At 62.8% G+C, this 12,816-nt stretch carries 13 protein-coding genes; 8 read left to right on the forward strand and 5 right to left on the reverse strand.

Annotated features, from left to right (window positions below):
- Positions 1-201 precede the first annotated feature (201 nt).
- A complete protein-coding gene (locus ACP7BZ_RS19200) occupies positions 202-405 on the reverse strand; it encodes a hypothetical protein (protein ID WP_426116116.1) in 204 nt (67 codons plus the stop codon).
- 35 nt (positions 406-440) lie between these two features.
- Here ACP7BZ_RS19200 and ACP7BZ_RS19205 point away from each other — a divergent pair, with 35 nt between their 5' ends.
- The 5 genes from ACP7BZ_RS19205 to ACP7BZ_RS19225 all read left to right on the forward strand — a co-directional run bounded on the left by ACP7BZ_RS19205 (position 441) and on the right by ACP7BZ_RS19225 (position 4,798).
- On the forward strand, positions 441-1,619 hold the full coding sequence (locus tag ACP7BZ_RS19205) for an acetyl-CoA C-acetyltransferase (protein ID WP_426116118.1): 1,179 nt from the start codon (positions 441-443) through the stop codon (positions 1,617-1,619).
- Between the two features lie 157 nt (positions 1,620-1,776).
- On the forward strand, positions 1,777-2,517 hold the full coding sequence (gene phbB / locus ACP7BZ_RS19210; RefSeq protein ID WP_426116120.1) for an acetoacetyl-CoA reductase: 741 nt from the start codon (positions 1,777-1,779) through the stop codon (positions 2,515-2,517).
- 270 nt (positions 2,518-2,787) lie between these two features.
- Positions 2,788-3,741, forward strand: a complete 954-nt coding sequence (gene pip / locus ACP7BZ_RS19215; RefSeq protein WP_426116121.1) for a prolyl aminopeptidase — start codon at positions 2,788-2,790, stop codon at positions 3,739-3,741.
- An 83-nt stretch (positions 3,742-3,824) separates the two neighbouring features.
- Positions 3,825-4,271, forward strand: a complete 447-nt coding sequence (locus ACP7BZ_RS19220; protein ID WP_426116123.1) for a DUF2721 domain-containing protein — start codon at positions 3,825-3,827, stop codon at positions 4,269-4,271.
- A 71-nt stretch (positions 4,272-4,342) separates the two neighbouring features.
- Complete coding sequence (locus ACP7BZ_RS19225) at positions 4,343-4,798, forward strand: hypothetical protein (RefSeq protein WP_426116125.1); 456 nt, start codon at positions 4,343-4,345, stop codon at positions 4,796-4,798.
- Between the two features lie 18 nt (positions 4,799-4,816).
- On the opposite strand, the gene ACP7BZ_RS19230 is transcribed toward ACP7BZ_RS19225, so the two are convergent.
- Complete coding sequence (locus ACP7BZ_RS19230) at positions 4,817-5,407, reverse strand: SRPBCC family protein (protein ID WP_426116127.1); 591 nt, start codon at positions 5,405-5,407, stop codon at positions 4,817-4,819.
- Between the two features lie 137 nt (positions 5,408-5,544).
- On the opposite strand from ACP7BZ_RS19230, the gene ACP7BZ_RS19235 reads away from it, so the two are divergent.
- Positions 5,545-7,566 (forward strand): FAD-dependent oxidoreductase, encoded by a 2,022-nt coding sequence (locus tag ACP7BZ_RS19235; RefSeq protein WP_426116129.1) that lies wholly within the window; start codon positions 5,545-5,547, stop codon positions 7,564-7,566.
- 12 nt (positions 7,567-7,578) lie between these two features.
- Here the strand turns inward: ACP7BZ_RS19235 and ACP7BZ_RS19240 are convergent, their stop codons facing one another.
- Complete coding sequence (locus ACP7BZ_RS19240; RefSeq protein WP_426116131.1) at positions 7,579-8,706, reverse strand: beta-ketoacyl-ACP synthase III; 1,128 nt, start codon at positions 8,704-8,706, stop codon at positions 7,579-7,581.
- Between the two features lie 195 nt (positions 8,707-8,901).
- Complete coding sequence (locus ACP7BZ_RS19245) at positions 8,902-10,305, reverse strand: S41 family peptidase (RefSeq protein ID WP_426116133.1); 1,404 nt, start codon at positions 10,303-10,305, stop codon at positions 8,902-8,904.
- A gap of 189 nt (positions 10,306-10,494) precedes the next feature.
- On the opposite strand from ACP7BZ_RS19245, the gene ACP7BZ_RS19250 reads away from it, so the two are divergent.
- Positions 10,495-11,547: a bifunctional UDP-4-keto-pentose/UDP-xylose synthase gene (locus tag ACP7BZ_RS19250; protein ID WP_426116135.1), complete on the forward strand. Its 1,053-nt coding sequence runs from the start codon at positions 10,495-10,497 to the stop codon at positions 11,545-11,547.
- 56 nt (positions 11,548-11,603) lie between these two features.
- Here the strand turns inward: ACP7BZ_RS19250 and ACP7BZ_RS19255 are convergent, their stop codons facing one another.
- Positions 11,604-12,071 carry an acyl-CoA thioesterase gene (locus ACP7BZ_RS19255; RefSeq protein ID WP_426116137.1) on the reverse strand — a complete coding sequence of 156 codons (468 nt, stop codon included), beginning with the start codon at positions 12,069-12,071 and terminating at the stop codon, positions 11,604-11,606.
- A gap of 186 nt (positions 12,072-12,257) precedes the next feature.
- On the opposite strand from ACP7BZ_RS19255, the gene ACP7BZ_RS19260 reads away from it, so the two are divergent.
- Complete coding sequence (locus ACP7BZ_RS19260; protein WP_426116139.1) at positions 12,258-12,812, forward strand: hypothetical protein; 555 nt, start codon at positions 12,258-12,260, stop codon at positions 12,810-12,812.
- The last annotated feature ends 4 nt before the right edge of the window (positions 12,813-12,816 follow it).

Here is a 12,816-nt window from a genome sequence, read left to right on the forward strand (position 1 = left end):
AAAAGACGAGAGTAAACGCGAAAACGATCAAGTTTACAAGGGCTGCTGCAAGTCATTGAAAGTAAACGATTTTTCAGCTCCGGCGTTCGGCGCTTCGGACTTGTGTATAACGAGGTGGGGTAATCCCTGATTGTTTTCATTAAATTTGCTGATAAGATTGATTTGAATCAAATGCTTAAAGAATTATTGCGTTAGCAGGGATTATTTGGCGCTGCCGTTGGTCTGATTGATGGATCCCGCATTTGTAATAGATGGGCGGTTAATTTTGTAAATGCCTGTCACATTTTCGATGCGGTCCGCATCAAATTCGCTGGTGACCGGTTTTGCGTACGGGCGCTGGTGTACATTGATACAAGCCGGCGCCATTGCGCGGCCGGTATAAATATTTACACCGTAGCCCATCATAGTTGCTGGCCTAGCCAGATTCATCGGAGACCACCATGGAACAAGTTGTCATCGTCGCCGCCGGCCGCACCGCGGTCGGTAAATTCGGCGGCGCCCTCGCCAAAATCCCGGCTGTCGATCTGGGCGCCCACGTCATCGCCCAGTTGCTGGCGCAAACCGGAATCGATGGCGGCGCCGTCAGTGAAGTCATCATGGGCCAGGTGCTCACTGCCGGCGCGGGCCAGAATCCGGCGCGCCAGGCCGCCATCAAGGCTGGCCTGCCGAATATGGTGCCAGCCATGACGATCAATAAAGTCTGCGGCAGCGGCCTCAAGGCCACCCATCTGGCGGCCCAGGCCATCCTCTGTGGCGACGCCGAGATCGTCATCGCCGGCGGCCAGGAAAACATGAGCGCCTCGCCCCACGTGCTGCCCCATTCGCGCGACGGCTTTCGCATGGGCGACGCCAAGCTGGTCGACACCATGATCGTCGACGGTCTGTGGGACGCCTTTAACCATTACCACATGGGCGTCACCGCCGAAAACGTGGCCGCCAAATTCGGCATCACGCGCGCCATGCAGGATGCGTTTGCCCTGGCCTCGCAGCGCAAGGCAGAAGCGGCGCAACTGGCCGGCAAATTCAAAAACGAAATCCTGCCGCTCGAGATCCCCGGCAAAAAAGGCGTCACCGTCTTCGACAGCGACGAATACCCCAAGCATGGCAGCACGCTCGAGGCGCTGGCCGCCCTGCGGCCGGCGTTTAACAAGGAAGGCAGCGTTACCGCCGGCAATGCTTCGGGCTTGAACGACGGCGCTGCCGCCGTCATCATGATGAGCGCCTCGAAGGCCAGGGCGCTGGGCTTGACGCCGCTGGCGCGTATCAAGGCATATGCCTCGTCGGGCATCGACCCGGCCGTGATGGGCATGGGACCCGTCTCCGCCACCCGCCTGTGCCTGCAAAAGGCCGGCTGGACCCATGCAGACGTCGACCTGATGGAAATTAACGAGGCGTTTGCCGCCCAGGCCGTCGCCGTCAACCAGGAAATGGGCTGGGATACCGATAAAATTAACGTCAACGGCGGCGCCATCGCGCTCGGTCACCCGATCGGTGCGTCCGGTGCCCGTGTACTGGTGACCTTGCTGCATGAAATGGTGCGGCGCGATGCCAAGCGCGGCCTGGCCAGCCTGTGCATCGGTGGCGGCATGGGGGTCGCGCTGGCGGTCGAGCGCGATTAATGTGGTTGATGTAAATGGCAACATTGCGGAGATGGCCAGTGCCGCTCGCCCCACGGCGTCCCCCGCCTTTGGCGACGCTTGTCAGGGCAAGCGCGTGGCAGCGGTCAATCAGCGAGCATTTTCAAAATAAAACTTAAAACAAAAGAGGAGCACAGACATGACACGAGTTGCACTGGTGACAGGCGGGATGGGCGGTTTGGGCGAAGCGGTCTGTATCAAGCTGGCCGCCCTCGGCTACAAGGTGGTCACCACCTATTCGCCCGGTAATACCAAAGTCGACAGCTGGCTGGCGCAAACGCGCGATATGGGCTTTGAATTTCGCGCCTATGAATGCGACGTCGCCGATTACGATTCGGCCGAACGGGCGATTGCCCGCATCACCGCCGAGGTGGGCGCCGTCGACGTGCTGGTCAATAATGCCGGCATCACGCGCGATATGACGTTCAAAAAAATGGACAAGCCGAACTGGGATCTGGTCATGCGCACCAACCTCGATTCGATTTTTAATATGACCAAGCCGGTGTGCGATGGCATGGTCGAGCGCGGCTGGGGCCGGATCATCAATATCTCGTCGGTCAACGGCCAGAAGGGCGCTTTCGGCCAGACCAATTATTCGGCCGCCAAAGCCGGCATCCACGGCTTTACCAAGGCACTGGCGCTGGAAGTGGCGCGCAAGGGCGTCACCGTCAATACCATTTCGCCAGGCTATATCGGCACCAAGATGGTGATGGCGATCGACAAAGAAGTGCTCGATACCAAAATTATTCCGCAAATTCCCATGGCGCGCCTGGGCAAACCGGAAGAAGTGGCGGGACTGGTGGCCTACCTGTCGTCCGATGAGGCCGCTTTTGTGACGGGCGCCAATATCGCCATCAATGGTGGGCAACACATGTCGTAATGCGGTAATGCGGTGATCGGCCTTGGCATGCCGGGGCCACGCGCAACAGAGGGACGGACGTGGTCGCAGGCGATCGCGGCCCGTCCCTTTTTATGGCATTTTTTTGCGTGCACCGTCGATCGACATACCGCTGCAATGCATGTGCCACCGCCGACTGCTGGCGCGGCCGGCGATCGACGGCCGCGCCCCGCTGCAGTGCGCCATACACCCTGCTTTTGAGCGCGCCGTCAGTGCGCTACAATCGGCGCATCATTCGAGAAAAGACCGCCCATGCCCAGCCCCACCTCGCTGTTCCCGCCTATTTTGCCCAACCGCCACGGCATGCTGGAAGTGGGCGGCGGGCATACCATTTATTGGGAAGAAGTGGGCAACCCGCGCGGCGTGCCCGTGCTGTTCCTGCACGGTGGCCCGGGCGCCGGCCTGTCGCCCCAGCACCGGCGCTTTTTTGATCCCCAACACTACCGCATCATCCTGTTCGATCAGCGCGGCGCCGGCAAATCGACGCCGCTGGGCGAGTGGAAAAATAACACCACCGCGCTGCTGATCGACGACATCGAAACGCTGCGCCGCAAATTCGATATCGAGCAGTGGCTGGTGTTCGGCGGCTCGTGGGGCTCGACGCTGGCGCTGGCGTACGGCCAGGCCTGTCCCGAGCGCTGCCTCGGCTTCGTGCTGCGCGGGATTTTTCTGTGTACCGCCAGCGAGATCGACTGGTTCTTGCGCGGCATCGAAGCGTTTTATCCGGAGCTCTACGACGACTTTGTCGCCCCCATCCCCGTGGCCGAGCGCGCCGATCTGCTGAAGGCTTATACCAGCCGCATGCTCAGCGACGATCCGGCGCGCTACTGGCCGGCCGCGCGCGCCTGGAGCCGCTTCGAGGGTCGCCGCGTGTTCCTGCTGCCGCAGCCGGAGGAAGCGGCGTCTGACACGCTCGACCTCGGTGTCGGCCGGCTCGAATCGCACTACATGGCTAATCTCGGTTTTCTGCAAGAGGGCCAGTTGCTGCGCGATCTGCCGCGCATTGCGCACCTGCCAGCGGTGATTGTGCAGGGCCGCTACGACGTCATCTGCCCGCCGGTATCGGCCTACCGCCTGCACCAGGGCTGGCCCGGCTCGCGCCTGAAAATGATCGCCGACGCCGGCCATGGCGCGCTGGAAACGGGCATTGCGGCCGCGCTGGTGGCGGCCACCGAGCAATTCAAGCGTCATGGCCAATTTGATTAGGTAGTAGCCGCAAGTTACGGCGCCGGGCCGGGCTGCTACACTGGCGCCGACGCCAACTATTTAACAACACGGAGATTGCGGCCATGAACATTCAGATCGCCGACATCGGCCACGTGATCCAGCTGGCGATTGCCCCGGTATTCCTGCTCACCGGCGTGGCCACCAAGCTGACCGTGCTGACCAACCGGCTGGCCCGCATCATTGACCGCTCGCGGGTGCTGGAAGACCGGCTGGAAATTGCCGCCGAAGCGAAATATGTGACCGAGCTCGACATCCTGTATGGCCGTGCCCATCTGATCAATGCCGCCATTACCCTGTCGACCGGCTGCGGCTTGCTGATTTGCCTGGTGATCGCCATGCTGTTTCTCGGTGACACCACCAGCCTGCCGCTCGACCGCTACATCGCCGGCTGCTTCGTGCTGGCCATGGTGGGCCTGATCGGCAGCTTTTGCTTCCTCTTGCGCGAAATTTTTATCGCCTCCAAACACATGCGGCTGGCGCATAATGCGCGCCGCGCGCTCCATTCGTAAAGCGGGGCGCTTTTATTTTGATTTTGGCGCGCTTATTTTTGCGCGCGCTCCCTCATATTCGGATGTTTATCATGCATGACTACCAACGCCCCCCCACGCTGCACCGTTACGCCGGCCGCGCCGATCTCGACGCCGCCCTGCATGAGGGCCAGTTTCGCCTGATGCCCGCCAACGGCGCGCTGGTGCTGGCATTTTCCACCCGCTGGGATGGCGTGCTGTTCGACCAGTACGCCCCCGAAGGCGCCTGCCTGGTGATCCACAACACGGAAGAATTTGGCGAACGGCTGCACCGCGCCGTGCAAAAAACGTTACCGAGCTGGGCCGGTATTGATGGCGCCATCGAGTACGGCGCCCGCGCCGCCCTCGGCGCGCTGTTTACCAAGTCGCTGGCCGAAGCCCATGAACATGAATGGCAATTTGCCTGGCGACCGATGTCGCCGCAACCGCGCATGAATGCCTTGACGGTCAAGATCGGCAATATCGACAGTTTCGCCGAAATCCGCCAGCGCGGCAGTTACGCCGCCTGAGTGGCTGGCCGCGCTCGCTTATTGCGCGCGGTCGAGGTGGAGCAACACTGCCGTCATCATCTTCGCAATATCCTTGCGCACCATGCTCGTCCCCACCAGCCCCGGCACATAAAACTTCGGCTCGATGCTGGCGTTGTATAAAATACGGCTGCCACCGGTGGCCGCCACCGCGCTAATTTCCCAGCTGCAGCGGTAGACTTTCATGTCGCCATCAATCAGGCTGACATCGATGCGGTGCGGTGCCTGTTCGTGCACCTCGACGATCAGGTGGATGTCGCGGCTGAAAAACAGCATGCGCGCCGCGCCGTGCTGCTCGAGGATCACCTTGTCGCCATCGCGCGCCACCACGCGCGCGCTTTTCAGGTCGGGCACGTAGTCGGCCATGCGGTTGTAATCGGTCAGCACGCGCCACACCGTCGCCGGCGAAGCTGCTACCGTGCCGCTCGAGGCAATCTGGTAGAGCGCGCTGCCGTCGGCACCGGCGATGCGCTCGACCGTCAGTTCCAGCGGCGCCGCCGCAGCCGACGTCAGCGCGGGCACGGCCGCGGCAGCGCCAGTGGCCGCCAGGACACACGCCAGCAGCAGCGAACGAAATAAACGGGTAAACATGAGCCGAGCCATTAACCGAGCGTAACATGCACTGTGGCAGTTGCGGCACCGCGCATCAATCGTGCGGGGGACACCACTGTAACGTTGCTGCCGCCGCGCGCCGAAGAATGCCCACTTTATTCGACCTTCAGATTGCCATGACCAGCCCCTATCCGCACCTGCTCGCCCCGCTCGACCTCGGTTTTACCACCTTGCGCAACCGCGTCATCATGGGCTCCATGCACACCGGGCTGGAAGACCGCTTTTATCACTACGACAAACTGGCGGCGTTTTACCGCGAGCGCGCTCGCGGCGGGGTCGGGCTGATCGTCACCGGCGGTATCTCGCCCAACCGCGAGGGCTGGCTGCTGCCGTTTGGCGGCACCATGAATTTTACCGGCGACGTGTTTAATCACCGCAAGGTGACGCGCGCGGTGCACGCAGAAGGTGGCAAGATCGTCATGCAGATCCTGCACGCGGGCCGTTATGGCTACCAGCCGCTGGTGGTGTCGGCGTCGACCAAAAAATCGCCCATTTCGCCATTTAAACCACGCGCCCTGAGTGCACGCGGTATCGAGCGCACTATCGCCGCCTATGCGCGCTGCGCCGCGCTGGCGCAGGCGGCCGGCTATGACGGCGTCGAAGTGATGGGCAGCGAAGGCTATCTGTTGAACCAGTTCCTGTGCGCGCGCACCAATACCCGCAGCGACGCCTGGGGCGGCGCCATCGAGCAGCGCATGCGCCTGGCGGTCGACATCGTCAAGCGCATCCGCGCCCGCGTGGGGCCGCATTTTATTATCATGTACCGCCATTCCCTGCTCGACCTGGTCGATGGCGGCAACACCTGGGATGACGTGGTGACGGTGGCCAAAGCGCTCGAAAGCGCCGGCGTCACCATTCTTAACAGCGGCTATGGCTGGCACGAGGCGCGCATTCCCACCATCGTCACCTCGGTGCCGCGCGCCGCCTTTGCCTCGCTGGCCGGACGCTTGCGCCAGCAGGTGGGCATCCCGGTGGTGGCGTCGAACCGCATCAATATGCCGGCCGATGCCGAGGCCATCCTCGCGCGCGGCGACGCCGATCTGATATCGATGGCGCGGCCGTTTCTGGCCGACGCCGCCTTCGTCAACAAGGCCGCAGCTGGCCGCGCCGACGACATCAATACCTGCATCGGCTGCAACCAGGCCTGTCTCGACCACACCTTTGCCAACCAGCGCGCGTCGTGCCTGGTGAATCCACGCGCCTGCCACGAGACGGAACTGGTGTATCGCCAGGCGCGGCAAGCGAAAAAAGTGGCGGTAGTGGGAGCCGGGCCGGCCGGCTTGTCGGCAGCCACCGTTGCCGCTGAATGCGGCCACGAGGTCACCCTGTTCGATAGTGCGTCTGCCATTGGTGGCCAGTTTAAAATTGCCATGCAAATCCCGGGCAAGGAAGAATTTGCCGAAACGCTGCGCTACTTTGGCCGCAAAATTGAAAGCACCGGCGTCAAGCTGGTGCTCAATTGCCGCGTCACCGCGGCCGACCTGCAGCAGTTCGATCACGTCATCGTCGCCACCGGCATTCGCGTGCGCCTGCCGGCCATTGCCGGCATCGACCATCCGAAGGTGCTCTCTTACCTCGATGTGCTCGAGCGCCACGCGGTGGTGGGCGCGAAGGTCGCCATCATCGGCGCCGGCGGCATTGGCTTTGATGTGGCCGAATATCTGCTGCACGACGGCGCGGCGCTGCCGCTGCCGCTGGCGCAGTGGACGCGCGAGTGGGGTGTCGATCTGACGGTCAGTTCGCCGGGCGGCTTGACGGCGCCGGTGGTGGCGGCGCCGCGCCGACAGCTGTGGCTGATGCAGCGGAAAGCATCGCGCCCGGGCGCGGCCCTCGGCAAAACCAGCGGCTGGGTCCATCGCGCCACCTTGCTGCGCGGCGGCGTCAAGATGATGGCCGGGGTGCAGTACGAGCGCATCGATGACGCCGGCCTGCACATCAGCGTGGCTGGCCAACAGCAGCTGCTGGCGGTCGACAACGTCATCATCTGCGCCGGCCAGGACAGCCTCGCTGAACTGATGCCGCCTGCGGGCGCCAGCGGCGGGCCGACCTTTCACAAGATCGGTGGCGCCGCGCTGGCCGCCGAACTCGATGCCAAGCGGGCCATCCGCGAAGGGGCCGTGCTGGCGGCCAGCCTGTAATGCCTGCTGCGGCTAGGCGGCTTTCTTGCGCACCACCACGCAGCCGATCGAATAGCCGGCGCCAAACGAGCAGATCACGCCCAGCGCGCCGGCCGCTAAATCGTCCTGGTGCTTGTGGAAGGCGATGATCGAGCCGGCCGACGAGGTATTGGCGTAGGTGTCGAGGATCACTGGCGCTTCGCTGGGCTCGGCGTCGCGGCCCAGCAGCAGGCGGGTGATCAGCAGGTTCATGTTGAGGTTGGCCTGGTGCAGCCAGTAGCGCTTGACCTCGGCCAGTTCGACGCCGGCGGCGGCCACCGTGGCGCGGATGGTGTCGGCAGCCATCGGACAGACTTCCTTGAAGACCTTGCGGCCCTGCTGTCTAAACAGTTTATCCGGTTGACCAGCGCCGGCTTCATCGAAGCGGTTCATGAAACCGAAGTTGTTGCGGATGTTGTTTGAAAACGCCGTTTTCAATTTCGACTCGACGATCTCGAACTGGTGCGCGCTGACGGCTGTATCGGCGGCCTCGATGACCAGCGCGGTGCAGGCGTCGCCAAAAATAAAATGGCTGTCGCGGTCGCGGAAATTCAGGTGGCCGCTGGTGATTTCAGGATTGAGCACCAGCACCGCACGGGCCTGGCCCGTCTGCACGGCCGCCATCGCCGTCTGGATGCCGAACGTGGCTGACGAGCAGGCCACGTTCATGTCGAAGCCAAAGCCATCGATGCCGAGCGCCGCCTGCACTTCGACCGCCATGGCCGGGTAGGCCCGCTGCAGATTGCTGCAGGCGACCAGCACCATGTCGATGTCGGCGGCCGTGCGGCCGGCGCGTGCCAGCGCCTCGTTGGCGGCAGCGACGCACATTTCGGCCTGCAGCGACAATTGCTCGTCGCCGCGTTCGGCGATCCGCGGCGTCATGTGCGCCGCATCGAGGATGCCGGCCTTTTCCATCACGTAGCGCGACTTGATGCCGGAGGCTTTTTCAATAAACGCTGCGCTCGAGCCTTCGATGGCCATCACTTCGCCGGCGGCGATGGCGTCGGCGTGGGTGGTATTGAACTGTTCGGCATAGCGGTTGAAGGCGATGACCAGCTCTTCGTTGGAAATGGCGTAGGGCGGCGTAAACAGGCCGGTGCCGCTGATGACAACTTGTTTCATGGTCGTGCTTTCTGGTGACGGCGCCGCGGGGAGCGCCGGTTTGACCGCGGATAGGTGATACGTGCTGGTAACTGGGCCGGTGATCAAACTGGTGAGAAAACCGTTTCGCGTATTTTACACAGGCGCGCGCGTGCCCAGCAATTGCCCGATTGCCGGCTTGAGCGGCGTCGATGGGCGCCGTCTGCACCCTGCCGCTCAGGGGCGCCGGGCCGCCAGCCGCACGGGCAAACCTTTTAAATGGTTAATTGCCTGGCGCAGCTGTACATCGCTGGCGCTGCCGTAGTCGGCTGCCGCCCGCTCGCCGTCCTCGACGTCATCGTCGAGGGCGTCGTTGGGTGATGCGTGCAGCGCCAGCGTGCTGCCGTTGCTCAGGTGCTGGGGCAAATCGGCTTCGCGCAGGCGCCGGCCGTTGCGGGCGGCGCCTGCGCTGTCGTCGACGCTGCGGTCGTCGATGGCGAGGTCGGGGATGATGCCGGTGGCCTGGATCGAGCGGCCATGTGGCGTGTAGTAGCGCGCGGTGGTCAGCTTGACGGCGGCTTCGCCAGTTAAGGGCAGCACGGTTTGCACCGAGCCCTTGCCGAAAGTCTGGCTGCCCATGATGGTGGCGCGCCGGTAGTCTTGCAGGGCGCCGGCGACGATTTCGGAGGCCGAGGCCGAGCCGCTATTGACCAGCACCACCAGCGGCAGCCGTTTGACGGCGGCCGGCAGACTGGCCAGCACATCGGCGCCCGGCTGCAGCATATAGTCGTCGGCGCGCGCGCGAAACTGCTGGTGCGAGGCGGCCGGCTGACCGCGCGTGGCCACCACCAGCGCGCCGCGTGGCAGGAAGGCGGCGGCGACGCCAACCGCGCTTTGCAGCACGCCACCGGGATCGTTGCGCAAGTCCAGTACCAGTCCTTTCATGGCCGGATCCTGCCGGTACAGGGCGGCCAGGCGCGCCACCAGGTCGCCCACCGTCGGCTCCTGGAATTGCGCCACCCGCAGCCAGCCGTAACCGGGTTCGATCATGCGCGCCGTCACGCTGTGCTGGACGATTTCGGCGCGCGTGATGCGCACGATGGTGGTGGTGGTGGCGGCGGCGGCGGCGCGCACGATGGTCAGCGCCACCTGCGTGCCCGCTTCGCCGCGCATGCGGTTGACCGCTTCGTCGGCGCCGATGGCAGCGATGGCGACGTCATCGATACGGCTGATCAAATCCCCGGCCTTGACGCCGGCCCGCCAGGCCGGCGCGTCTTCGATCGGGGCGACCACCAGCAGCTTGCCATCGTCGGTGGGGACGATGTCGATGCCGAGGCCAACGAAGCGGCCTTCGGTGCCTTCGCGCAGCTCGCGGTAAGCGTCCTTGTCGAGGTAGGCGGAGTGGGGATCGAGCGCGGCAACCATGCCACCGATGGCGTCGACGAGCAGCTTCTTGTCGTCGACCGGCTCGACGTAGTCGTGGCGGATGACGCCATAGACCCGGGCCAGCTGGCGCAGATCGTCGATGGGCATGCTCGGCTCGACGGTTTTTTGGGCCAGGGCGGACAGTTGCAGCGATACCGACAGGCCGACAGCGAGGCCCAAGGCGACAAGGCAAGCCTGTTTAAAAGAGAGACCCATGAGGAACTGGTGGGGAACGCGGTTGGAGGGGGCAGGACCCGTTCAGTATAGAGCCGATCGCTGGGGCTCGCACTCCCCGATTTTCCATGTGTATCGGCCCGCTGGCGGTATTTGGGGGGCCACTGGCGGTCAAATATGCCAATGGTATAATCGACGATCACATTTCTGGCCTTACACGTGCCCCTCAAAATGAAAAAAGTCCTCATCCTCGGCGTCAATGGCTTTATCGGCCACCACCTTTCCAAGCGCATCCTGGAAACGACCGACTGGCACGTGTACGGCATGGACATGCAGTCGGACCGCATCGGCGACCTGCTGGCCAACGAAGCGTTCAAATCGCGCCTGCATTTTTTTGAGGGTGACATCACCATCAACAAGGAGTGGGTCGAATACCACGTCAAGAAGTGCGACGTCATTTTGCCGCTGGTGGCGATCGCCACGCCGTCGACCTACGTCAAGGACCCGCTGCGCGTCTTTGAACTCGACTTCGAAGCCAATCTGCCGATCGTCCGTTCGGCCGCCAAGTACGGCAAGCACCTGGTGTTCCCGTCGACGTCCGAGGTGTATGGCATGAGCCCGGACGCCGAATTCGATCCGGAAAATTCGCCGCTGGTGTATGGCCCGATCAACAAGCCGCGCTGGATCTACGCCTGCTCCAAGCAGCTGATGGACCGCGTGATCTGGGGCTATGGCATGGAAGGTCTCAATTTCACCCTGTTCCGTCCATTCAACTGGATTGGCGCCGGGCTCGATTCGATCCATACGCCAAAAGAAGGCTCGTCGCGCGTGCTGACCCAGTTCCTCGGTCACATCGTGCGCGGCGAAAACATCCAGCTGGTCGATGGCGGCGCCCAGAAGCGCTCGTTCACCTATGTCGATGACGGCATCGACGCGCTGGTGCGCATCATCGCCAACGAAGGCGGCGTTGCCAGCGGCAAGATTTATAACATCGGTAACCCAAGCAACAATTATTCGATCCGCGAGCTGGCCCACATGATGCTGGACCTGTCGGCCGAGTACCCCGAGTATGCGACCTCGGCCAAGCAGGTGCAGATCGTCGAGACGACCTCGGGCGAATACTATGGCAAGGGTTATCAGGACGTGCAAAACCGCGTGCCGAAGATCGACAACACCATGAGCGAACTGGGTTGGGCGCCGAAGTTCACCATGCGTGATGCATTGGTCGGCATTTTTGATTCGTACAAAAACGATTTGACCGGTGCCAAGCAGCTTAATAACTAAGTAACCAAGCTGGCAATCTCCCATCATTCAGGCCGGTGCCCATGCACCGGCTTGTTTTATTTGGGCTGCACATACGCGGCGACAAACTCGGCCGGCATGCGTTTTGGCTTGCCGCTGCCCAGTTCGATGCACACCAGATCCCAGTGGCCGCGCATGACGGTGGCACCATCGTCATCGCGCACCAGCTGAAAATGGCGTCGCATGCTCAGCCTGCCGTCGCCGCCCGCCAGCCAGGTACCGAGTGTCAGCCGCTCGCCTTCAAAGGTGGGCAGGAGGTAATCGTAGCTGGCGCTGCGGATCGCCATCGCGCGGTCGAGCCGGCGGTAGTCGTCGATGCCTAAACCCAGTCGATGCGAATGGGCCCAGGCCACCTGTTCGCACCACTGCACGTAGACGGTATTGTTGGTATGGCCGAGGCCGTCGATATCGGCCCCTTGCGCTGTCAGTGGCAACATAAATGGCGCGGGCGTGTCCCAGCTGAACATGGCGGCTTTCGATGGGCGGAGAGCGAAAGTATAGGCCATGCCTGTGGCTTTCCGGATGTAAAGACCGGTTAAGCCATGTTTCCAACTGTACCTTAGCCGTAAGAATTTGTAATTGCGCATAGCGTTGCCGAATTGCCAGCTTATAGTGATCTGGCGTTATCCCTCCCACCCAAAAGTGGTTTGCCCACGGAAATCCCGTGGGCTTTTTTACGCCTGGAGTTGTCCATGAAACCGTTTAAACTGCGCCGCCTGGTTGGCGCTGTCGCCTTGTCGTTTGCTGGTGTGTGCAGTGTTGCCGTCGCCACCCCGGTGATGGACATGCGCGCCGAAGACCTGGTGCCGATGGCCGCCGAATTTCGCCACGAACTTAAATTGACCCCCAATCAACTGTCCTTGTGGCAGCGCGTGGAAAGCCGCAGCAAGGCCTTGTTGCGCGAGCGCCAGGGCCGTCGCGAACGGTTGCAGGAAGCGCTCAAAAGTGGCGTGGCCTTGCCGAGGGTCGAGCTGCGCGATCTCAACAGCGCCCTCGATGCGGAAGCCGCAGCAACCGCCCAGGAAGACCAGCAGTTGCGCGCCATGTGGCTGGAAGTAAACGATGCGCTCGATGACAACCAGCGCCAGCAGGTCGCCAGCATGATCGGTGAGCAGCTGATGCGGGTGGCGGCAGAGCCGAATCACAACGCCCCGCGTGGCGCCGACAAGGGCGACAAGCGCAGCGGCGGCGGTGGCAAACGCGGCGGTATGGGCGGCGGCATGGGCGCCGGCGGGCCGGGCGGATAAACCG

The sequence above is a fragment of the Massilia sp. PWRC2 genome (genome assembly GCF_049896725.1).
Classification (GTDB): domain Bacteria; phylum Pseudomonadota; class Gammaproteobacteria; order Burkholderiales; family Burkholderiaceae_D; genus JAFCUW01.